Below are 21221 nucleotides of genomic sequence, written 5' to 3'. Positions count from 1 at the left end.
ATAAAGGAACCACCATGCAGAATGGACGCGCAGGACGCCTGCACCCCGCCGTCGGCACTGCCCGCCGCCACCTCGCCGCCGCCCTCGAAAAGCTCCTCGGCGCCGGAAGCATCAAAGCCACCGGACGCTCCCGCACCAGCCGCACCGCACCCGAGCCGGACGCCGCCGACCTGCCCCTGCTCCTGGTCGCCTGCAGCGGCGGCCCGGATTCCCTCGCGCTGGCCGCCATCGCCGCGCACTTCGCCCGCCGCGGCGACGTGCGCGTGGGCGCCGTCATCGTCGATCACGGCCTGCAAGAAGACTCCGCCGAGGTTGCCGAACGCACCGCGCAGACCCTCACCGACCTGGGGCTTCACCCCGTCATCACCGAAAAGGTACAGGTTCCCGTCGGCAACATGGGCCCCGAAATGGCGGCACGCACCGCCCGCTACGCCGCCTTCAAGAAGGTTGTTGAGGCGACCGGCGCCCGCGCCGTGCTCCTCGGCCACACCCTTGACGACCAGGCGGAAACCGTGCTGCTCGGCCTGAGCCGCGGCTCCGGAACCCGCTCCCTTGCCGGTATGCCGCCCGTGCGCGTCGAAGGGGGCGTCACCTACCTGCGCCCCTTCCTCGGTCTGCGCCGCACCGACATGCTCGATATCTGCGAGGCCGAAACCCTCACCCCCTGGATCGACCCGACCAACGCCGACCAGTCCCTCATGCGTGCCCGCATCCGCCACAGCGTGCTGCCCTACTTGGAGGAGCACCTCGGTGGGGACGTGGCCCGCTCCCTGGCCCGTACCGCCGCGGTGGCCGGCCCCGATGCAGACTACCTCGACGAGCAGGCACAGGTAGCCTACGAGCAGGCGCTCCTACCCGCCGGAACCGCCGTGCGCGGCATCGAGCGCGAGGATGCCGTGCTGCTAGACCGTGCGCAGGTGGCGGCGCTGCACCCGGCGCTGCGCCTGCGCGTGCTAGCCGCCGCCTGCAAGGCCGCCGGGGGAGAGAACCCCGGCTTCGAGCGACTGCAGGCGCTGGACTCCTTCACCGCCGAATATGCGGTAGCTGGGCCCGTTCAGATGCCCGGCCACGTGAGCGCCTACCGCCGCCGCAAGGTTGCGCACCCGGTGACCGGTGAACGCGTGGATGCGCTGGTCCTCGTGCCCACCCGCGGGTAGCCACCGCTCCGCTACCGGGGCTTCGGGGCCGGTCGCCGCAAACCTGCCGCCCGGCCCGCATATAGTGCCCCCACGTGCGGATTCGGATATTGCGCATACCTCGAATCGGGCTCCCCGCGGGTGCGCGAGGGGTTGGTGAGGTGCGCCGCGGCGCCGTTTTAAGCCATACTTAAAGCGAACACCATCCACATTGTCCGGTGCGGGGTGCCCGCCAGCGAGCGGTCTGCGCCCTCCCGGAGGCGCAGTAGCGTCCAAATATACGAAGGAATTATCGTGCAGGCTATCGACGTGAAGGACGATATCAAGAACGTACTCTTCACCAAGGAAGAGATCAATGCGAAGGTCGCCGAGCTGGCGGCTCGCATCGACGAAGACTACGCCGGCAAGGACGTGCTGCTCGTGGGCGTGCTGAAGGGCGCCATCATGGTGATGGCTGACCTCTCCCGCGCGCTGAAGGGCCACTACACCATGGACTGGATGGCTGTCTCCTCCTACGGTTCCGGCACCAAGTCCTCCGGCGTGGTTCGCATCCTGAAGGACCTGGACACCGACCTGGTCGGCCGCGACGTGCTGATCGTTGAGGACATCATCGACTCCGGCCTGACCCTGGCCTGGCTGCAGCAGAACCTGATTTCTCGCGGTGCCGCAACCGTTGAGATTTGCGCCCTGCTGCGCAAGCCCAAGGTCGTCAAGGCCGACGTCAACGTCAAGTACGTTGGCTGGGACATCGAGCCCGAGTTCGTGGTCGGTTACGGTCTGGACTTCGCCGAGAAGTACCGCAACCTGGACTGCATCGCAACCCTGCACCCGCACGTGTACTCCTAAACTTCATCGTCGGCACCCGAAACGCCGATACACGCCCCGCCTCCCGCCGTTTGTGCGGGGGCGGGGCGTTCCCGTACCCGCACGCGGGATGGCTGAGGGAGGGTTCCATCCTTTAGCCCGCAGGTGAAATAGAGAAGAAGGGTGCCTGGCCCCCGGCCGCGGTAGGGTACATTTAAGGTTGCATCGTTGGGTGTTCCGGCACGAAAATGCCGCAGCCCCAACGGGTTACAGCCGCAACGTAAGGACAAAGCATTGGCGCAAACCCCCAATACTCCGCAGAAGGGCACGGATAGCTTTCTGAAGAAGCTCATCAACGGCCCCTGGTTCTGGCCGGGCGCAATCGCCGTGGTCATGCTGGCGTTCTTCATGAGCTCCCTCTTCACCCAGACCTCGCGTCAGGTGGACACGAACGTGGGTATTCAGCTGCTCAACGACCACCAGGTCAAGAGCGCGAAGATTTACGACGGTGATCAGCGCGTGGAGCTGCAGCTCAAGGAGGACTACAAGAAGGGCAACGACAACTACGGTAAGTCGGTGAACTTCTACTACGTGCAGCCCCGCTCCGAGGACGTGGTCAAGGCCATGAACTCCGCCGAGCTGGAAAGCTACACGGACCAGCCGGTTGAGCATAGCTTCCTGAGCTCCCTGATTTCGCTCCTGCTGCCGATTCTGCTCTTTGGTGTGCTGTTCTGGTTCCTGATGGGACGCGTCGGAGGCGGCTCCTCCGTGATGAGCTTCTCCAAGTCCCGCGCGAAGAAGTTCACCAAGGACAAGCCGGATGTGCGCTTCAGCGACGTTGCCGGCGTGGACGAGGCACTCGCCGAACTGGAAGAGGTCCGCGAGTTCCTGGCTGAACCCGAGAAGTTCACCCGCCTGGGTGCAAAGATTCCCAAGGGCGTGCTGCTGTACGGCCCTCCCGGCACCGGTAAGACCCTGCTCGCCAAGGCTGTGGCGGGCGAGGCCGGCGTGCCCTTCTACTCGATTTCCGGCTCCGACTTCGTTGAAATGTTCGTGGGTGTGGGTGCCTCCCGCGTGCGCGACCTGTTCAAGGAAGCGAAGAGCGACCCCGCCGCCATCGTCTTCGTCGACGAGATTGACGCCGTTGGCCGCCGCCGCGGCGTCGGCATGGGTGGCGGTAACGACGAGCGCGAGCAGACCCTGAACCAGCTATTGGTTGAGATGGACGGCTTCGACGGCAACTCGAACGTCATCGTCATTGCGGCAACGAACCGCCCCGACGTGCTCGACCCGGCGCTGCTGCGTCCCGGTCGTTTCGACCGCCAGATTGGTGTGGACGCCCCCGACATGAAGGGCCGCGAGCAGATTCTGCGCGTGCACGCCGCGGGTAAGCCCATTGCCAACACCGTGGACCTGGCGCAGGTTGCGAAGCGCACCCCCGGCTTCACCGGTGCTGACCTGGCGAACGTCATGAACGAGGCGGCCCTGCTGACCGCCCGCGATAACGGCAACGTGATTGACGACCGCGCCATCGACGAGGCTATCGACCGTGTGATGGCCGGCCCGCAGCGTTCCTCGCGCATCATGAACGAGCACGATCGCAAGGTCACCGCCTACCACGAGGGCGGCCACGCCCTGGTCGCGGCGGCACTGCGCAACTCCGCCCCCGTCACCAAGATTACGATTCTTCCGCGCGGCCGCGCCCTGGGTTACACCATGGTCATGCCGCAGGACGACAAGTACTCCACGACCCGCCACGAGCTGCTGGACCAGATGGCCTACGCGATGGGTGGCCGCGCGGCTGAGGAGATCGTCTTCCACGACCCCTCGACCGGCGCGTCCAACGATATTCAGAAGGCAACCGACACTGCCCGCAAGATGGTCACCGATTACGGCATGAGCTCCGTGATTGGTTCCGTGAAGCTTGGCGGCGAGGACACCGAGCCGTTCCTCGGTGGCGGTGGCGCTTCGGCCCGCAACTACTCGGATGAGACTGCGGCCAAGGTGGACGCTGAGATTCGTGCCCTGCTGGAGCAGGCGCACGATGAGGCGTTCGCGATTCTGCTGGAGAACCGCGACGTGCTGGACCGCCTGGCCTTCGCCCTGCTCGAGAAGGAAACCCTGCTCGAGCACGAGATTGCCGAGATCTTCAAGGACGTTCGCAAGCGCCCCGAGCGCGAGTACTGGTACTCCAAGCCGACCCGCGAGCGCACCGACATTCCGCCGGTGAAGGCTCCGAGCGAGCTGGCTCAGGAGGCGCAGAAGGCCGAAGCCCCTGCTGCTCCTGCAACCTCGGCTACCCCCGCGGCATCTGCCCCGCAGGCACCGACTCAGCCCGTTCAGCAAGCACCCCAGGCCCCGGTAGCACCGGCGGCCGACCCGGATGCCGACCCGACGGTCGCCATGCCGCCGCAGCAGTACCCGAACTACCCCGTGCCTCCGGTACAACGCCCGGAGAATGGCACCCCGAACCAGAATGGAGCAGAGAATGAGCGAGGCTAAGACCGCCGTCGACCAGCCGCGTATTGAGGCGGCTGTGCGCGAGATTCTGCTCGCAATCGGTGAGGATCCTGACCGCGACGGCCTGCAGCAGACCCCGGCCCGCGTGGCGCGTGCCTACGCGGAGTTCTTCTCGGGCCTGCACCAGGACGCCGGCGAGATTCTGGGTACGACCTTCGATATCGCCCACTCCGAGATGGTGCTCGTGAAGGACATCCCGTTCTACTCGACCTGTGAGCACCACCTGGTGCCCTTCCACGGCGTGGCGCACGTGGGTTACATCCCGGGCCCGGATGGCAAGGTCACTGGCCTGAGCAAGCTCGCCCGCGTGGTGGAGATGTACGCCCGCCGCCCGCAGGTGCAGGAGCGTCTGACCACCCAGGTGGTGGAGGCTCTGGAGGAGCACCTGAACCCGCGCGGCGCCATAGTGGTGATTGAGGCCGAGCACATGTGCATGTCGATGCGCGGCGTGCGCAAGCCGGGCGCGAAGACCGTGACTAGCGCGGTACGCGGTGCGCTCATGAACACCGCAACCCGTGCGGAGGCGATGAGCCTGATCTTCTCGCAGCGCTAAGCGCGCTCGCAGGCACGCTATAAGGGGCGGAGGTTTTCACCTCCGCCCCTTTTGTCGTGCGGTTGTGGCCCTCGGGGCCACCGATGCTTAGCGCCGTTCCGGGCCTTTAGAAGGCTCGAAGAGCCTTAGCCCTCGTTCTTGTTGTCCCAGCCCAGTGCGAGGGTCACGATCAGGCCCAGGGCGATGAAGCCGCAGCCGGTTGCGGAACCGAAAGCAATCCAGCGGACCGCGGGAGCGTTCTCGGCCAGAACAATAACGAACAGCGAAGCAATCGCGATCAGGGACAAAATCCACGCGCCGGTCTTCAAATTCACGATGAGTCACTTCCTAGAGTATGTACATGTATGAGGTGCCCAACCCACACCGCTGTGACGCGGGCAGAGCATACCCTCCCAGGATACCCCCAAATCGGTATGCCATATGCAAATATGGCGCGCTGTGTCATTCGGCAGATTCGGTAGGATTAAAACCATGACCGAAGACACCGCCCCCCACCCCGCTGCCGCACCCCTGCCCTGCGATGCGCTCGCCGCCGAGCGCACCCTCATCATGGGCATCCTGAACGTCACCCCCGACTCCTTCAGCGACGGCGGCCAGCACTACGCCGCCACCGACGCCATCGCCCATGCCGCCCGCATGATTGCCGAGGGCGCCTCCATCATCGACATTGGCGGTGAGTCCACCCGCCCCGGTGCCGTGCGCATCAGCATGGAGGAGGAACAGCGCCGCATCCTGCCCGTCATCGAGGCAGTCGCGCAGATGGGCACCACCATCAGCGTGGACACCATGAACCCGCAGACCGCCCGCGCCGCCATCGCCGCCGGTGCCCACATCATCAACGACGTGTCCGGCCTGAACGTAAGCGACGAAATGATTGAAACCGCCGCCGAGCTGCAGGTGCCGTACATCCTGATGCACGCCCGCGGCACCTCCCAGACCATGAACAGCCTGGCGGAGTACCCGCGCGGCGTGGTCACCGAGGTCGTCGAGGAGCTGACCGGACTGCGCGAGCGCCTGCTGGCCGCCGGCGTGCTGCCGCAGAACCTGATTCTTGACCCGGGCCTGGGCTTCGCGAAGGGCGGCGTGCAGGACTGGGAGCTGCTCGCCGCCGTTGACGAGCTGCAGGGCCTGGGCCACCGCCTGCTCATTGCCGGTTCCCGCAAGCGTTTTATCGCCAACGCCCTGACCGCGGCGGATGCGGCCCTGGCCGAGCGCCTGAAGGCGACCGGCTTCACCGCAACCGAGGCGGGTGAGGCTGAGCGCGAGCTGTGGCACTCGCTGTCGGAGCCGCGCCCGGCCGAGCATCGCGCGGCAGCCTCCGCGGCGGTGACCGCCCTGGTGGCCGCCCGCGGCGTGTGGGCGGTGCGCGTGCACGACGTGCCCGCTAGCGTGGACGCGGTGACTATTGCCTCCGCGCTGCGCGCCGTCATGTAGGTACCGCCCCCCTATGCGCCTCACGGGGCTCGGCTCACGCGCCGGGTACCCGCTACAACCAACCACTGAGGAGACTCCATGCCGAATTCGGCCTACGCCCACCACGACCGCATCACGCTTAGTGGCATCACCGCCGTGGGTTTCCACGGCGTTCTCGACTTTGAGAAGCGTGACGGTCAGCCCTTCACCGTCGACGCGACGCTCTACACCGACTTTGCGGACGCCGCCGCGGGGGATGACCTGGAAAAGACCACGAACTACGCGCAGGTGGCCGAGCTGATTCACCAAAAAATCGTCTTCGGCTCGCTTGACCTGATCGAGACGCTCGCCGTGCGGATTGCCGAGGGGATTCTCTCCGAGTTCGCGCGCATCGACGCGGTGGAGGTGAAGGTCTCCAAGCCGCAGGCCCCCATCACCGTTCCCTTCGAGAACGTGGCGGTGAGCGTGTTCCGCGAGCGTATTCCCGAGTCCCTGCAGGCCGCCATGCCCGGTACCGAAGGGAGGTGCTAACGATGCCGCTCAGGCCGCTTTCCGCCCATCGCGCCGTGCTGGCGCTGGGCTCAAATCTGGGCGAGAGCGAGAGCACCATTGAGCGTGCCGTCGTCGACCTTCGGGAGGCGGGCGTGCGCATCCTGCGGGTCTCGCCGCTGTACCGTACCGCTCCGGTGGGTGGGCCGGAGGGTCAGCCGGACTACGTGAACGCCGTGATTGAGGTGTCGACCGAGCTGAGCCCCTACGAGCTGCTGAAGCTGTGCAACGCGGTGGAGGCGGCGCATCACCGCGAGCGTCTGGTGCGCTGGGGCCCACGCACCCTCGATATTGACGTGATTGACTACGAGGGTACCGTCTCTGATGACCCGGTGCTGACTCTGCCGCACCCGCGCGCGCACGAGCGTGCCTTTGTGCTGACGCCGTGGGCGCGTATGGATCCGGAGGCGCGCCTGCTGGTGGCGCGCAGCGATGGGGGCGCCGTAACCTACGTGCCGGTGAGCGTTGCGGAGCTTTCCCGCGACCTCAACCTGACCCACGAGGACGCCGGCGAGGACGCAATTCGTTATATGCGTGAAATGAACCTGTCCGTTGGCCCCTAAGTGTGGCACTCTGGAAGGTAGAGGAATCGACCGAAAGGAAACACCATGAAACCCCTCCGGTATTCGGCGGTGCTCTGGACGGCGATAGGCGCCGCGGCGCTGACCGTGCTGGTGAACGCGGTGCTGGTGAACGCCGGTCATAGCGAGCTGCATTTCTCGTGGATGCTCGGGCTGGTGTGCCTGCTCGTGGCCGCCGGCGCTGTGTGGCTGGGGGTGCAGGTGGCGCGGTATCGCCGTATTCGGACGCGCGAGAAGGCACCGCACATGGGTCCGATTCTGGCTGCGCGTGCCCTGGCCTATGCGCAGGGTTCGATTCTGACGGGTTCCCTGCTGACGGGTGTGTGTGCCGCAATCTTTGGTTTTCACCTGACGGTGGCGCCTGCCCGCGGTCTGTCTGCGCTTTTCTGGCAGGTCGTGGTGAACCTGGTCTGTAGCGTTGCGCTGCTGGCGGCCGGCCTGTGGGCGCAGCATTGTTGTCGTATTCCGCCGGGGGAGGACGAGGACGATTCTCCCTCCGGTTCCGTGAAGTCGCGAGAGGGAGGAACCTATGCCGGCTCCTAAATCGAACAATTATTCTCAGAATCCCATGCCGCAGGGCGGCGGCTCGGGACAGAACCCCGCGCCGACCGCACGACCCGCCGGGGTCCCCCTGGGCCTGCCCGGCGTGGGCGGGCCTGCACCCCGGCAGGCCGCACCCGACCCGCAGTGGCAGCCCGCGGCCCCCGGCTACCTGAAGGTTCGCTTTATCCACACCGTGGCCGCGTTCGTGCCGGTGCTGCTGGTGGGGCTGGGCCTGGATGCACTCGCGGTTCTGACCGACGGACCCCTGTGGATGCGCATCCTGGGCGTGCTGGTGGCTCTCGTTGCGGTGTTCTGGGGCGGCTGGTGGCTGCTCACCACCCCGCGCCGCACCCGCGCCCTGGCCTACGCGCTGGAGAGCAACCACCTCATGACCCGCCGCGGCCTGGTTTTCCGCAGCATCACTTCGATTCCGTACGGGCGCATCCAGTACGTTGACGTCGATTCGGGACCGCTCGAGCGTCTCAGCGGGGTGTCGCGTCTGACGGTGCGCACCGCCGGTGAGGCCGCCGGCACGGTTGTGGTGTACGGCGTCCCGAACGACATCGTGGATGCGGTCCGTGCCGAGCTGGTGCGCCGCGCCGATGAGCGAATGGCGGCCCTGTAATGAGCGCGCCCGTTCCGAACAATAACGTCCCGAGCGGTGGCGCGCCGGGCGGTCAGGGCGTGGGCGGCCCCGGCGGTCCGCAGGAACAGACGTGGTGGCGCGCCGATATCCGCACGTTCATCATGAACCTGTGGTTCATTATTCTGCTGGCCTTCGGCTTCTTTCAGAGCATCATTCTGAATATTCTGACCACCCCGCCGAACGAGTGGGGTACGCGCCTGACGCAGGTGTTCAACGAGGACGACAGCTATTTCAGCGCGACGTATTCGCAGCTGATTGGCTTCGTCGTTCTGGTGCTGATTCTGTTTGCTGGCTCGCTTCAATGGTGGTTCACCCGCTATCACCTGGATGAGCTGGCGATTCACCGCCGCAGCGGCATCTTCTTCAAGAAGGAGCGCACGATCCGCCTGGAGAGCGTGCAGAGCGTGGATATTTCCCGTCCGCTGGTGGCACGCCTGTTGGGCCTGTCGGAGCTGCGTTTTGAGGTTGCGGACGGCTCCGGCGAGGCGCTGCACATCAAGTACCTGTCGCGGGCGAAGGCAACCCGGTTGCGTCATGCGGCTCTGCAGAGCATCTCGATTCTGCGGGCTCAGGGCAGGGGAGCCCGGGCCGGCTACCGGTCGGATGCGCCGCTCCCCTCGGGCGCGGCTTCCTCTGCCCCCTCGGCTCAGCCTGCATCCCCGGCTCAGCCTGCTCCCTCGATTCAGTCCGGTGCGCCGCGGCCCGGCGTATCCCAGTCCAGCGTGCCCCAGCCCGGCGTCTCGCAGCCTCATCCTGCGCAGTCCGACTCGGCTTCCGCGGCCTACCCCGCCGCTTCGCCCGCTCCGGCCGGAAACTTCCCCGAACCCGGTAACCCCGAGGGTGCGGTGGCCTTCCGCATCTCGACCGGCACCCTCATCATGTCGATTCTGCTGGAGAACCTCGTGTGGGTTATCCCGCTGGTCATCGTCATGGGTATGGGCGCAATTATCACGGCAATTTTCAGTGGAATCAGCCCGCTGTACATCCCGATGTTTGCCCTCCCGAGCCTCGGCGCGCCGCTCATCGGTTACGCGGGTGCGCTGTGGACCCGCTTCGATAACTCCGCGCGGTTCAGGATTTATTGCGGTGACCGCGGGGCCCTCACCCTGCGCTACGGCTTCACCGGAACCCACACGCAGAACGTGCTGCCGGAGCGCGTGCAGGCGGTTCAGGTTGAGCAGTCGATTCTCTGGAAGATGTTCGGTTGGTACCGCATCAAGATGACCATCGCCGGCGTGGGTATCGACAGGCCCGATCAGGGCGGGCTGACCCGCAACGTGGCCCTGCCGGTGGGCAATGCGCGCGAGACCGCCGCGGTGCTACGTCTGCTCCTGCCGGGGCTGGACGAGCAGCAGGCGCAGGTGCTCATGGCCGCGGCGCGCAGCTCCCAGAAGCGACAGGTGCCCGGTGCCCCGCAGATGCTGCAGGTGCCGTCCACGGCCCGCTGGCTTGACCCGCTCACCCTGCACGTTAAGGGCCTGACCAGCATTAACGTCTCTGCGCAGGGGGCTCTGAGCCCCGCCTCCTCGCGCCCTGACGCGAACATCGAGGAGCACGCCCGCGGCGATCTGCTGCTGATCCGTAACGGCTTCTTGGTGCGCAGGCTGTCGGTGCTGCCGGTGCGGCGCGTGCTGGGCGTGCGCTGGACCCAGGGCCCGCTCGAGCGTGCGTGCGGATGCGCCACCCTGCGCTTCGACGTTGCGAAGGGCCCGGTGAGCACCACCATGAAGCACCTGCCGCCGCGCACGAGCCTGATTATTGCTTCGACCCTCACGGAGCGCCTGGAGGGTACCCGCGCCTACTACCGTGTGCCCGAGGCGCGTTAGCGCCGGAACCTCAACCGGCAAGGCCCGCCCGCACCACTCGGTGCGGGCGGGCCTCGCGCCGTCTGCGCCGCCTCAGCGGCTCTCCACCGCCTGACGCGCGGCCGGGTTATCCACAGGCGTAAACCACCCGGAGGCGCCACCCGGTGCGGGCGAATATACTTAAGAACCGTGGTACACCATTCAAAACCCGCCCGTTTGGGCATCGGAATCATTTCAGCCGGGAAGGTTGGCGCCGTCCTCGGCGCGGCCCTGCGCGCCTGCGAGCACACGATTGTGGGTGTTCACGCGGTGTCCGAGGCCTCCCGGGAGCGCGCCGCGATGCTGCTCCCCGATGTGCCGCTGCTTCCGGTGGAACAGATTGCCGAACGGAGCGAACTGCTGATTCTGGCCGTCCCCGACGATGAGCTGCCGGGCCTCATCACCTACCTGGCCTCCTCCGGGAGCATCACCGCCGGTCAGCTTTTGGTGCACACCTCCGGCCGTCACGGCACGGAGGTTTTCGCCCCCGCAACGGCCCTGGGCGCCATTGGCCTGGCCATTCACCCGGCCATGACCTTCACGGGCCTGTCCATGGACCTGCAGCGGTTGAACGGCACGAGCTTCGCGGTGACCGGCCCCGCCCCCTTCCTGCCCATCGCGCAGGCCCTGGTGGTTGAGATGGGTGGCGAGCCCGTCCACGTGGCCGAAGCGGACCGAGCCCTGTACCACGCAGCCCTGGCCCACGCCTCGAACCACCTCGTGACGATTCTGGGCCAGGCTCAGCAGATGCTCGCATCCATCGGCATTGAGGACCCGGCCCACTACATGGGTCCGCTGGTCCGCGCGGCCGTGGATAACGCGCTCGCAAGCGGCGAAGGGGCCCTAACCGGTCCCGTTGCGCGCGGCGATGCGGGTACCGTGGCCGCCCACATGAGGGCGCTCGGCGAGTATGCACAGGGAGAAAAAACAGGTGATATTACAGACTCTTACGCCGCTCTGGCGCATGCGACCGCAAAAAGGGCGCATAATAGAGGTTTGTTAAACGATGAACAACTGGAACGGATCGAAAGCCTGGTGGAACCTTCCGCGAACGTGGAGTACACCGGCGACACCGACGATTCTGCCCCCGAAAACAAGGAGTTCTCGTCATGACTGAGACTTCGATGCCCCGCGTCGTGACCACCATTGCGGAGTTCCGCACCGCTATCGCGCAGGCTTTGGCCACCGCGCAGGACGCCCTGGACCGTGCTGCCCGCCTCGAGGCGGAGCAGAACGGCACTGACGTTCAGTACCGTACCGCCACCCTGGGTTACGTGCCCACTATGGGTGCCCTCCACGATGGCCACGCCACCCTGTTGCGCCGCGCTTCCGAGCAGAACGATGTTGTTGTCGCCTCTGTGTTTGTGAACCCGCTGCAATTCGGCCCCGGCGAGGACTACGAGGCGTACCCGCGTACTCTCGAGGCCGACGCCGAGCTGGCTGGTGCCGCCGGCGTGAGCATCATCTTCGCCCCCTCGGTGGAGGAGATGTACCCCGACGGCGACCCGCTGATCCGCATCTCGAGCGGTGAGCTGGGCACCAAGTTCGAGGGCGCAACTCGCCCCGGACACTTCGACGGCGTGCTGACCGTGGTGAATAAGTTCTTCAACATCATTCGCCCCGCCGCCGGCTCACACCCGGTGAACGCGTACTTCGGCCAGAAGGACGCCCAGCAGTACATCCTGATTCAGCGCATGGTTCACGACTTCAACCACGACGTGACCCTGCGCCCCGTGGCCATTGTGCGCGACGATAACGGCCTGGCCCTCTCTTCGCGCAACGGCTATCTGTCGGATGAGGAGCGCGAATCGGCTCTGGTGCTCTCCCGCACCCTGGCCATGCTGCGCGAGAACTCGCTGAACCGCGGCTTCCACGAGATTGACCTGGAGGGCGCGCGCGAGCGCATCAACTCCACCCCGGGCGTGCGCCTCGATTACCTGGAACTGGTCGATCCGATGACCTTCGGCGAGCCGACCGAGGAATCGGAGCGCGTGCTGGCCCTGGTCGCCGCGTATGTGGGCCCGACCCGCCTGATTGACAACATGGACCTGCGCTAAGCGTTCGCTGAATTTCGTTTAGAGACTTCCCAACACACTACACAGATAGGTATCACCGTGAGCACTGAGCACCACGCCGCACCGGCGATTGCTGATATGTCCGAGCAGATGCAGATTCGCCTGGAGAAGCGCGCGAAGCTGATTGAGTCGGGTCGTGAGGCATACCCGGTGGGCTTGCTGGATTCCGAGGGTAACCGTGTGGAGCCCAACCACATCGAGGATCTGCGCGCCGAGTACGACCCGAAGCTGGAGTCCGGCGAGCTGAAGGCTGGCGACGAGACCGACCGCGTGGTGCACGTGGGCGGCCGCGTGGTGTTCGTTCGTAACACCGGTAAGCTGTGCTTTGCGACCCTGCAGGGCGGTACCGAGGGTAAGCGCATCCAGGCGATGCTGTCGCTGGCTGAGGTGGGCGAGGAGTCCCTGGCCGAGTGGAAGTCCCTGGTTGACCTGGGTGACCACGTGTTCGTGACCGGCCGCGTGATTGTGTCTCGCCGCGGTGAGCTGTCGATCATGGTGACCGACTGGAAGATGGCCTCGAAGGCTATCCGCCCCATGCCGGTTCTGCACAAGGACCTGAACGAGGAAACCCGCGTGCGTCAGCGCTACCTGGACCTGATGGTGCGCGAGGAGGCCCGCGAGCTGGTGAAGAAGCGTGCCCTGATTACCCGCACCGTGCGCCGCGTGCTGGATGAGCACGGCTACGTTGAGGTTGAGACCCCGGTCCTGCAGTTGATTCACGGTGGCGCGACGGCTCGTCCGTTCCGCACCCACCTGAACGCTTTCGACCAGCCGATGACCATGCGCATCGCGACCGAGCTGCCGCTCAAGCGCGCCGTGGTGGGCGGTATTGAGCGCGTGTACGAGATTGGTCGCGTGTTCCGCAACGAGGGCGTCGACTCGACTCACAGCCCCGAGTTCACCACCCTGGAGTGCTACGAGGCGTACGCCGACCAGTTCGTAATGGCCGAGCGCATGAAGGAGATTATCCAGAGCTGCGCCAAGGCCGTCGGTACCGAGCGCATCGAGACCGAGCGCGGCACCATTGACCTGTTCGGCGAGTGGAAGTGGGTTGGCGTGTACCCGGGCCTGTCCGAGGCCGTGGGCGTCGAGATTACCCCGGAGACCGACGCGTCCGTTCTGCGCGAGATTGCCGAGAAGCACGAGGTTGATATCGACCCGAAGTGGGACGCAGAGAAGCTCGTCATCGAGCTCTTCGGCGAGATTGTCGAGCCGACCCTGGTGAACCCGACCTTCGTGTACGATTACCCGCCGAGCGCCCAGCCGCTGGCCCGCCCGCACCGTTCCGGTGCGCCGCTGATTGAGGCCTGGGACCTGATTATCGGCGGCATGGAGCGCGGTACCGCGTTCTCCGAGCTGATTGACCCGGTGATTCAGCGTGAGCGTCTGACCGCCCAGTCGCTGCTGGCTGCCGCCGGTGACGATGAGGCGATGGAGCTGGATGAGGACTTCCTGCGCGCCCTGGAGCACGGTGCACCCCCGATGGGTGGCATTGGTCTGGGCATCGATCGTCTGATTATGCTGCTGGCCGGCGACCAGGACCTGGAGCGTCCGGGTACCGTGGTGCGTCAGCCCGGTATTCGCGAGACGATTCTGTTCCCGCTCATGAAGCCGGAAGCTTAATTTCTTATCTTGAGGGCCCGGACTCGTTCCGCGCATGTTTGCGCGGGGCGTTCCGGGTTTGAACGCGGCGGGGGCCGCGGGCGCGTGTGCGCTCGCGGCCCCCGCTCTCGTATGCCCTGCCCGAGTGAATCCGGTACTCAGCCCTAAAAGGGCTCGGGCGGGCTCGGCTCCGTGTTTCTCGTAGTCGTGTTTTCATCTCGGCGTTTTTGCTTCGGCGCTTTCGGATGTGGTGTTATCGGGCGGCTTTTATCGGTTTGAAATTCTCCGGCTGAGCTTAGTTTTGGCTAGTCAGCCGTATATGGGGACGGCGAGCGAAAAGTATTCTCGGTGAAGACTTACGGATTCGCAATGAATAGGGGCGTGCGGGTGTGGAATATACCGTTGAGATAGTTTTGCCGTTCCGCGCGGGATGAAGGATTATCCGCGAGATTATTCCTGCTGATTTCCTGACGCGCACCATTCAAATGCACGCGGCGCGTCTCTAGCGTTCGACCGGTGGGCTATTTAATGAGCCGACCCGCACAGCGGAGGCGATAATATGCGTACAGAGAACAGCCTCCGTATTGCCGATGATTTGGGGACGATATTCCCGAAAATATTCCTCATATTATTCTCGGGTGTTATTTACCCGTCTATTTTGCCGGTTTGCGCAATGAACGCCTCCGGTATTTCTGTTACGATATATAGGAAATTAGTACATATGTATATCCGGCACACTTTTTCTCTATCAATTTTCGATAGGGGCTTCAGGGTTTTGCGCCCATAGGATATATGCAACAGATGAGGGAGGTGCCATTTATGGCACAGAAGGTTCGTATCATCCTTGAAGACGATTTGGACGGCGGCCCCGCCGACGAGACCATCCGCTTCGGCCTGGATGGCGCTCACTACGAGATTGATTTGTCCTCCGCAAACGCCGCACGTCTGCGCGACGCTATCCGTCCCTTCGTAGCTAAGTCCCGCCGCGTGCAGGGCTCCGCTCAGCGCACCCGCGCACCCCGCGGTACCGCCGCTCCGGTCAAGCGTAACCCCGAGACCGCAGCGATTCGCGAGTGGGCTAAGGCTAACGGCCACAAGGTTTCCGACCGTGGCCGCATCCACCAGGACATTCAGGATGCATACTACGCAGCAATGAAGGAACAGGCTTAATCTCTAGCCCCTTCGGGTTTTGCTCCGCGCGGAGCAAATGCATTGTGTACGCTCACGGCGGATAGCGATTATTGCTATCCGCCGTGAGCGTTTTTATGTGGCGGTAAATATCGGGGCCGCGGCGTGAGGATTTGAATTATCAATCCTGGAGGGTGGGGGAAAGCGTGCGGTGTCCTACCGAGGCACCAGCATGTTTAATTTACTTGTAAAACATATTGTTGGCAGCGGAGAGTGCAATTTCTTGCACTCGCCAGAATGTACAGACGGAATGTCGATATCATTGCGTCCGTATTTATAAGGGCATAGCCCCAGATTGATTCTCTCCGCGCGAATAACTCATGAGCGATGAGTGTGCGTGTCATTATTTCCTGGATTATTCACCCGTTCGTGGCATCTATATCTTTATGTATTTTTACGCGCTTTAGGGAATGATGGGGAAGTCGTGAATCATGTAGTGAGATTCTCGCGCGAGCCCAGGAATTATTGTCGCCCCGTCGAGTGATTGGCGTGCATATACTTTGAAAGACAGTGCATATTCTGCAATATCCGGGATTCTCTGCAGATAATCTGGGCCTATCGTATTCCTATACGTGGATTTTTCTGTGTTTGTGTTCGGCAATATGTGCATTCGAGTGTCGCGAGGCGACCCTCAAAAAGGTGCCGGGCGCTTCGAAAGATGAGCGGACGCGCTGCCGAGCCCCGGCAAAGGAATCCGTCCGCCCCGATTGCCTTCCGCCCGCGCCCTTTCCGTTCTCTTGATGGCGAACAGATGCCCGAGCGCAGGGCAGAAACCCGGCACTCAACGTACTCTTGTATCAATAGGAAAATGCAAGGAGTGCGTAAATGTTTGAACGCTTTACCGATCGAGCTCGGCGCGTTGTGGTGCTTGCCCAGGAAGAGGCACGCATGCTCAACCACAACTACATCGGTACCGAACACCTTCTGCTCGGTCTGATTCACGAGGGCGAAGGCATCGGTGCACGCGCCCTGGAATCATTGGGCGTTACCCTGAACGCAGTACGTGAACAGGTTCAGGACATCGTCGGCCCCGGCCCCCAGGCCCCCAACGGACACATCCCCTTTACCCCGCGCGCGAAGAAGGTTCTCGAACTGTCCATGCGCGAGGCTATTCAGCTGAACCACGGCTACATCGGCACCGAACACATCCTGCTGGGCATGGTTCGTGCGAACGAGGGCGTGGCAAACCAGGTGCTCGTTAAGCTGGGCGCTGAGCCCGCCGCCGTGCGCCAGGCTGTCATGGACCTGATTTCCGGCTACCCCGGCAACAACTCCGGCGAGAAGGAAACTGCCGGCGTGGGTGCAGGTAACTCTCGCGAAGGCACTCCCGCGGGTTCCACGATTCTGGATCAGTTCGGCCGCAACCTCACCGCCGCAGCGCGTGAGGGCGAGCTGGACCCGGTGATTGGCCGTCACCACGAGATGGAACGCGTCATGCAGGTTCTCTCTCGCCGCACCAAGAACAACCCCGTGCTGATCGGTGAGCCCGGTGTGGGTAAGACCGCCGTGGTTGAGGGCCTGGCCCAGGCCATCGTGCACGGTGACGTCCCCGAGACCCTCAAGGATAAGCACCTGTACACCCTGGATCTCGGCTCCCTGGTCGCAGGTTCGCGCTACCGCGGTGACTTTGAAGAGCGCCTGAAGAAGGTCCTGAAGGAGATTCGCTCCCGCGGCGACATCATTCTGTTCATCGACGAGATCCATACCCTGGTGGGTGCCGGTGCCGCCGAAGGCGCGATTGACGCCGCCTCCATCCTCAAGCCCATGCTGGCTCGAGGCGAGCTGCAGACCATCGGTGCAACCACCCTGGACGAGTACCGCAAGCACATCGAGAAGGACGCCGCCCTGGAGCGCCGCTTCCAGCCGATTCTGGTGGACGAGCCCTCCCAGGAGCTCGCCGTGCAGATTCTGAAGGGTGTGCGCGATAAGTACGAGGCTCACCACCGTGTCACCATCACCGACGAGGCGATTGAGACCGCCGTGAACCTCGCGGCACGCTACATCTCCGACCGCTTCCTGCCGGATAAGGCCGTCGACCTGATTGACGAGGCCGGTGCTCGCCTGCGCATCAAGCGCATGACCGCTCCGCCGGAAATTAAGATTCTGGACGAGAAGGCCGCCAAGCTGCGCCAGCAGAAGGAAGAGGCCATCAACTCGCAGGATTACGAGAAGGCAGCCGGCCTGCGCGACCAGGAGCAGAAGGTCCTGGCCGAGAAGGAAGCCGCAGAGAAGGAATGGCGCGAGGGCGGCGGAGACGCCTACGGCGTCGTGACCCCCGAGGTGATTTCCGAGGTTCTGGCCGCCTCCACCGGCGTGCCCGTCTACAAGATCACCGAGGAAGAGTCCAGCCGCCTGCTGACCATGGAGCAGGAGCTCCACAAGCGCGTCATCGGTCAGGAGCACGCCATTGCGGCCCTGTCCCGTGCGATTCGTCGTACCCGTGCGGGTCTGAAGGATCCGCACCGTCCCGGTGGCTCGTTCATCTTCGCAGGTCCGACCGGTGTGGGTAAGACCGAGCTTGCTAAGGCCCTGGCCGAGTTCCTCTTCGGTGACGAGGACGCCCTCATCACCCTGGACATGTCCGAGTACCAGGAGAAGCACACCGTCTCCCGTCTGTTCGGTGCCCCTCCCGGATACGTTGGTTACGAAGAGGGCGGTCAGCTGACCGAGAAGGTGCGCCGCAAGCCCTTCTCCGTGGTCCTGTTCGACGAGGTGGAGAAGGCTCACTCCGACCTGTTCAACTCGCTGCTGCAGATTCTTGAGGACGGCCGCCTGACCGACTCGCAGGGTCGCGTGGTGGACTTCAAGAACACCGTGATCATCATGACCACCAACCTGGGTTCCCGCGATGTGAACCGCCGCATCCCGGTTGGTTTCCAGGCCATGGATGATTCCGCCGCCGATTACGAGCGCATGCAGGCTCGCGTGATGGAAAGCCTCAAGGAGCACTTCCGTCCCGAGTTCCTGAACCGTGTGGATGACATTATCGTCTTCCCGCAGCTCTCGGAATCCGAGATTCTGCAGATTGTAGACCTGTTCGTGGGTCGCCTGGCCAAGCGCCTGGCGGAGCAGGATATGTCCATCGAGCTGACCAACGCGGCAAAGGCCCTCATGGCAGCCAAGGGTTACGACCCGGCTATGGGTGCCCGCCCGCTGCGCCGCGAGATGCAACGCAACATCGAGGACGCCCTGTCCGAGAAGATTCTCTTCGGCGACATCAAGCCCGGCGAGAAGATCACCGTGGACGTTGAGGGCGAGGGCGACTCCGCGAAGTTCGTCTTCTCGTCTCAGCCGATGAAGGAGCTCTCCCTGGAGTCCGTGAAGGAGCCCGCGAAGGAGGGCGAGTCTTCCGAGGCTCCCGCTTCCGAGGTCCGCGAGGGCCAGGGTAACGACTAGGCGCTAGGCTCTAGCGCAATAAACGCCCGAGGGGCGGTACCGGTTATTCGGCGCCGCCCCTCGGGCGTTTTGCGCATTCTAAGGCCCTCTGGGGCCTTTCTAAAGCGAGACGAGTACCCGCCCGCCCTCCGGTACCTCACGGGCCAGAGAATCAGCCAGAAGGCCCGCGTAGCAGCGCTGCAGCTGTTCGGAGGCGGGGGAGAGTGCGTACAACGCCTTGAGCGGGCGGTGCACCTCGGCCGGAACATTCGCGGGGAACACCAGGTCGGGCGAGGCGGCAGCGCCGGTGGCCGAGGCTGCGCCCAGGATGAGGCTGCGCTCCACGGGCTCGTGGGCGGCGCGGAGAACCGCCATGACGGCGCCGCGCACCTGGCGGTCCGTGCCGTGCCAGGCCTGGCCCTTTGGCGTGTACTCAGCATCGGGTCGGCCGGCCGCAATCCAGGCGCACACATCCTGCACGGGGCACTGCTCGCAGGTCGGGGACTTCGCGGTGCAGACCAGCGCACCGAGCTCCATGGTCGCCGCGTTCCACACGCAGGAGGTTGGGGTATCGGCGGGCATGAGTGCCTCGGCCAGGCGGGTTTCGGCGGCCGTCAGCGAGCGGGAGGGGAGGGCCTTGCCGCTGACGGCGCGGGCGTGCACGCGGCGAATATTCGTGTCGATGACCGTCTCTCGCAGGCCGAACGCGAAAACGCTGATGGCGGCGGCCGTGTAGGAGCCCACGCCCGGCAGGTCGAGGAGCGCATCGTGGTCGGCGGGAACCTTACCATCATGCCGCTCCACAATCGCCACGGCAGCCCCGTGCAGGCGCTGAGCGCGGCGCGGGTAACCCAGGCGACCCCAGGCGCGCACCGCCTCCGAGACGGGCTCGGCGGCCAGGTCTGCGGGGGTGGGCCAGCGGCGCATCCACTCCTCCCAGACGGGCAGGACGCGCTTGACGGGGGTCTGCTGTAGCATGAATTCGCTGACCATCACGCCCCAGGGCGAGCAGTCGTCGCGGCGCCAGGGCAGGTCGCGTGCGTTCTGCAGGAACCAACCGTTAATGCGTTCGTGCAGAAGGTGCGGCTTGATGCCTTGTGGGAGGTGATTTGCGGGGTCTGCTGCTTCTGGAATCATCAGAAAAGCCTACGTCATGGGCTATATATTCCCAAAACGGCATGGTATGGGTTCATGGTGAATCTAAGGTTGAAACCCGGTATCCTTAGAGTATGTCTGAAAACGGTCCCGTTCTGCCTCCCGAAGTTTACCGCCGCCGTCGCATCGTGGCGGTTGTTGCCCTGCTCGCCGTCATTCTCCTGCTGGTTGCGGGCGTGACGAGCATCGTCGGCATGATTAATAACAAGAAGGACGCCACCGTCGCCTCCACCGCGACGGCCACCGGTGCGCCCTTCCAGAGCTTCAGCGCGCGCCCTTCCGAAACGGCCTCGGCAAGCACCTCCGCCTCGGCAAGTCCTTCTGCCTCCCCGAGCGAGACGACGACCAAGAGTGCCTCCCCTAATGCCACCGAGACCAAGGCGGCTGAAACCAAGAGCCCCGAGGCAAAGCCGAGCGAGGCCAAGACCGCGCAGGCCACCCCCTCCGCCACCCCGAGCGCAAGCGCGGCGGGTGTGGTGGCAGCCTGCACCGCGAACGACCTGAAGGTGACCGTTACCCCCGCTAAGCGCACGTTCGCCGCGGGTGAGCAGGTCTCGTTCCACGTGACCTACACGAACTCCTCGAAGACCCCCTGCGCCGTGGGTGGCGAGGGCGCGAATACCGGCGTGGACCTGAACATCACCTCGGGATCGGCGCAGGTGTACACCCGTAGCCTGTGCACCGCGACCACCCTGCCGAAGGCTGAGGTTGCCGCGGGCGCCGAGGGCGCAACCGACCTGGCCTGGGATCGCAAGATCAACGTTCTGGGCTGCTCCGCCGCTTCGAACGCCCAGAAGGGTTCCTACTGGGCAACCGCAACGGTGAACGGCGTAACCTCGACCCGGGTGAACTTCGTGATTCAGTAGTCGCTTCGCCGAGCCTCCCCATAGTTTTCGCCCGTGAGCGGGCGTAAAAAGCCCCCGCATCGGATACTCTTGAACTGCCTCCCGTTTCTTGGACAACGAAAATAAAGTCCAAGAAACAGGAGGCTTTTCATGTCCGTGCATCTGGGATCGAGACATGATCGTTTGCTTCGGAAACAGGCAGCGCAAATGTTCGAGAAAGGATTTGGCTGTCGTTTGACCGCCAGGAAGCTTGGTGTGTCTGCCGCGACTGTGAGAGAGTGGCAGAAAATGTACCGCGTCATCGGGAAGGGCGGGCTTCTTGCCATGGGAGTAAAACACACCAAATACGACTACGAGACCAAGGTCGCCGCAGCGGCGGCTGTAGTTGATGG

General features: G+C 64.3%; 19 protein-coding genes. 17 read left to right on the top strand and 2 right to left on the bottom strand.

Annotated features, from left to right (window positions below; genetic code table 11):
• Positions 1–14: 14 nt before the first annotated feature.
• The 4 genes from tilS (at position 15) to folE (ending at position 5013) form a co-directional block, all read left to right on the top strand.
• The gene (tilS, locus tag ADJ95_RS05830) at positions 15–1157 is read left to right on the top strand and encodes a tRNA lysidine(34) synthetase TilS (protein ID WP_049333483.1); all 1143 of its coding nucleotides are present in this window, start codon (positions 15–17) and stop codon (positions 1155–1157) included.
• Positions 1158–1430: 273 nt separating this feature from the next.
• Positions 1431–1982, top strand: coding sequence for a hypoxanthine phosphoribosyltransferase (hpt, locus tag ADJ95_RS05825; RefSeq protein WP_049333480.1), 552 nt, complete (start codon positions 1431–1433; stop codon positions 1980–1982).
• 252 nt (positions 1983–2234) lie between these two features.
• On the top strand, positions 2235–4442 hold the full coding sequence (gene ftsH / locus ADJ95_RS05820; RefSeq protein ID WP_049333479.1) for an ATP-dependent zinc metalloprotease FtsH: 2208 nt from the start codon (positions 2235–2237) through the stop codon (positions 4440–4442).
• Entirely contained in the window at positions 4429–5013 is a 585-nt protein-coding gene (gene folE / locus ADJ95_RS05815; protein ID WP_049333477.1) for a GTP cyclohydrolase I FolE, read from the top strand. Before ftsH ends, folE begins: the two co-directional genes overlap by 14 nt.
• Positions 5014–5138: 125 nt before the next feature.
• On the opposite strand, the gene ADJ95_RS05810 is transcribed toward folE, so the two are convergent.
• Positions 5139–5327 carry a hypothetical protein gene (locus ADJ95_RS05810; protein ID WP_049333476.1) on the bottom strand — a complete coding sequence of 63 codons (189 nt, stop codon included), beginning with the start codon at positions 5325–5327 and terminating at the stop codon, positions 5139–5141.
• A gap of 157 nt (positions 5328–5484) precedes the next feature.
• On the opposite strand from ADJ95_RS05810, the gene folP reads away from it, so the two are divergent.
• The 11 genes from folP to ADJ95_RS05755 all read left to right on the top strand — a co-directional run bounded on the left by folP (position 5485) and on the right by ADJ95_RS05755 (position 18850).
• A complete protein-coding gene (gene folP / locus ADJ95_RS05805) occupies positions 5485–6447 on the top strand; it encodes a dihydropteroate synthase (RefSeq protein ID WP_049333473.1) in 963 nt (320 codons plus the stop codon).
• A 78-nt stretch (positions 6448–6525) separates the two neighbouring features.
• Entirely contained in the window at positions 6526–6957 is a 432-nt protein-coding gene (gene folB / locus ADJ95_RS05800) for a dihydroneopterin aldolase (protein ID WP_049333471.1), read from the top strand.
• 2 nt (positions 6958–6959) lie between these two features.
• The gene (folK, locus tag ADJ95_RS05795; RefSeq protein WP_049333470.1) at positions 6960–7538 is read left to right on the top strand and encodes a 2-amino-4-hydroxy-6-hydroxymethyldihydropteridine diphosphokinase; all 579 of its coding nucleotides are present in this window, start codon (positions 6960–6962) and stop codon (positions 7536–7538) included.
• Between the two features lie 45 nt (positions 7539–7583).
• Positions 7584–8099 carry a DUF3180 domain-containing protein gene (locus ADJ95_RS05790; protein WP_049333467.1) on the top strand — a complete coding sequence of 172 codons (516 nt, stop codon included), beginning with the start codon at positions 7584–7586 and terminating at the stop codon, positions 8097–8099.
• Positions 8086–8724 carry a PH domain-containing protein gene (locus ADJ95_RS05785; protein ID WP_080974959.1) on the top strand — a complete coding sequence of 213 codons (639 nt, stop codon included), beginning with the start codon at positions 8086–8088 and terminating at the stop codon, positions 8722–8724. The genes ADJ95_RS05790 and ADJ95_RS05785 overlap by 14 nt, the downstream gene beginning before the upstream one ends.
• The gene (locus ADJ95_RS05780; RefSeq protein ID WP_049333465.1) at positions 8724–10571 is read left to right on the top strand and encodes a PH domain-containing protein; all 1848 of its coding nucleotides are present in this window, start codon (positions 8724–8726) and stop codon (positions 10569–10571) included. Before ADJ95_RS05785 ends, ADJ95_RS05780 begins: the two co-directional genes overlap by 1 nt.
• Before the next feature lie 168 nt (positions 10572–10739).
• Entirely contained in the window at positions 10740–11702 is a 963-nt protein-coding gene (locus ADJ95_RS05775) for a Rossmann-like and DUF2520 domain-containing protein (RefSeq protein WP_049333463.1), read from the top strand.
• A complete protein-coding gene (gene panC, locus ADJ95_RS05770) occupies positions 11699–12646 on the top strand; it encodes a pantoate--beta-alanine ligase (protein ID WP_049333461.1) in 948 nt (315 codons plus the stop codon). Before ADJ95_RS05775 ends, panC begins: the two co-directional genes overlap by 4 nt.
• A gap of 108 nt (positions 12647–12754) precedes the next feature.
• Positions 12755–14287, top strand: coding sequence for a lysine--tRNA ligase (lysS, locus tag ADJ95_RS05765; RefSeq protein WP_239662802.1), 1533 nt, complete (start codon positions 12755–12757; stop codon positions 14285–14287).
• 798 nt (positions 14288–15085) lie between these two features.
• Entirely contained in the window at positions 15086–15436 is a 351-nt protein-coding gene (locus tag ADJ95_RS05760) for a histone-like nucleoid-structuring protein Lsr2 (RefSeq protein WP_049333459.1), read from the top strand.
• Between the two features lie 843 nt (positions 15437–16279).
• Complete coding sequence (locus tag ADJ95_RS05755; protein ID WP_049333457.1) at positions 16280–18850, top strand: ATP-dependent Clp protease ATP-binding subunit; 2571 nt, start codon at positions 16280–16282, stop codon at positions 18848–18850.
• A 99-nt stretch (positions 18851–18949) separates the two neighbouring features.
• Here the strand turns inward: ADJ95_RS05755 and ADJ95_RS05750 are convergent, their stop codons facing one another.
• Positions 18950–19966: an A/G-specific adenine glycosylase gene (locus ADJ95_RS05750; protein WP_049333455.1), complete on the bottom strand. Its 1017-nt coding sequence runs from the start codon at positions 19964–19966 to the stop codon at positions 18950–18952.
• Between the two features lie 92 nt (positions 19967–20058).
• On the opposite strand from ADJ95_RS05750, the gene ADJ95_RS05745 reads away from it, so the two are divergent.
• Positions 20059–20850, top strand: coding sequence for a hypothetical protein (locus tag ADJ95_RS05745; RefSeq protein WP_049333453.1), 792 nt, complete (start codon positions 20059–20061; stop codon positions 20848–20850).
• A 129-nt stretch (positions 20851–20979) separates the two neighbouring features.
• The coding region (locus tag ADJ95_RS09420) for a helix-turn-helix domain-containing protein (protein ID WP_049333451.1) at positions 20980–21221 on the top strand (242 nt) is incomplete at its 3' end.

Origin of the sequence: Rothia mucilaginosa (assembly GCF_001061665.1) — a bacterium.
Taxonomy (GTDB): Bacteria; Actinomycetota; Actinomycetes; order Actinomycetales; family Micrococcaceae; genus Rothia; species Rothia mucilaginosa_A.
The sequence above is the reverse complement of the archived record's forward strand: the minus strand, read 5'-3'. Positions and strand labels throughout refer to the sequence as shown.

What these genes read in the sequence shown, in the direction of transcription:
- tilS (WP_049333483.1), top strand. Translation starts at nt 15, where the DNA reads ATGCAGAATGGACGCGCAGGACGCCTGCACCCCGCCGTCGGCACTGCC.
- folE (WP_049333477.1), top strand. Translation starts at nt 4,429, where the DNA reads ATGAGCGAGGCTAAGACCGCCGTCGACCAGCCGCGTATTGAGGCGGCT.
- folP (WP_049333473.1), top strand. Translation starts at nt 5,485, where the DNA reads ATGACCGAAGACACCGCCCCCCACCCCGCTGCCGCACCCCTGCCCTGC.
- folB (WP_049333471.1), top strand. Translation starts at nt 6,526, where the DNA reads ATGCCGAATTCGGCCTACGCCCACCACGACCGCATCACGCTTAGTGGC.
- folK (WP_049333470.1), top strand. Translation starts at nt 6,960, where the DNA reads ATGCCGCTCAGGCCGCTTTCCGCCCATCGCGCCGTGCTGGCGCTGGGC.
- ADJ95_RS05790 (WP_049333467.1), top strand. Translation starts at nt 7,584, where the DNA reads ATGAAACCCCTCCGGTATTCGGCGGTGCTCTGGACGGCGATAGGCGCC.
- ADJ95_RS05785 (WP_080974959.1), top strand. Translation starts at nt 8,086, where the DNA reads ATGCCGGCTCCTAAATCGAACAATTATTCTCAGAATCCCATGCCGCAG.
- ADJ95_RS05780 (WP_049333465.1), top strand. Translation starts at nt 8,724, where the DNA reads ATGAGCGCGCCCGTTCCGAACAATAACGTCCCGAGCGGTGGCGCGCCG.
- panC (WP_049333461.1), top strand. Translation starts at nt 11,699, where the DNA reads ATGACTGAGACTTCGATGCCCCGCGTCGTGACCACCATTGCGGAGTTC.
- lysS (WP_239662802.1), top strand. Translation starts at nt 12,755, where the DNA reads ATGCAGATTCGCCTGGAGAAGCGCGCGAAGCTGATTGAGTCGGGTCGT.
- ADJ95_RS05760 (WP_049333459.1), top strand. Translation starts at nt 15,086, where the DNA reads ATGGCACAGAAGGTTCGTATCATCCTTGAAGACGATTTGGACGGCGGC.
- ADJ95_RS05755 (WP_049333457.1), top strand. Translation starts at nt 16,280, where the DNA reads ATGTTTGAACGCTTTACCGATCGAGCTCGGCGCGTTGTGGTGCTTGCC.
- ADJ95_RS05750 (WP_049333455.1), bottom strand. Translation starts at nt 19,966, where the DNA reads ATGATTCCAGAAGCAGCAGACCCCGCAAATCACCTCCCACAAGGCATC.
- ADJ95_RS05745 (WP_049333453.1), top strand. Translation starts at nt 20,059, where the DNA reads ATGTCTGAAAACGGTCCCGTTCTGCCTCCCGAAGTTTACCGCCGCCGT.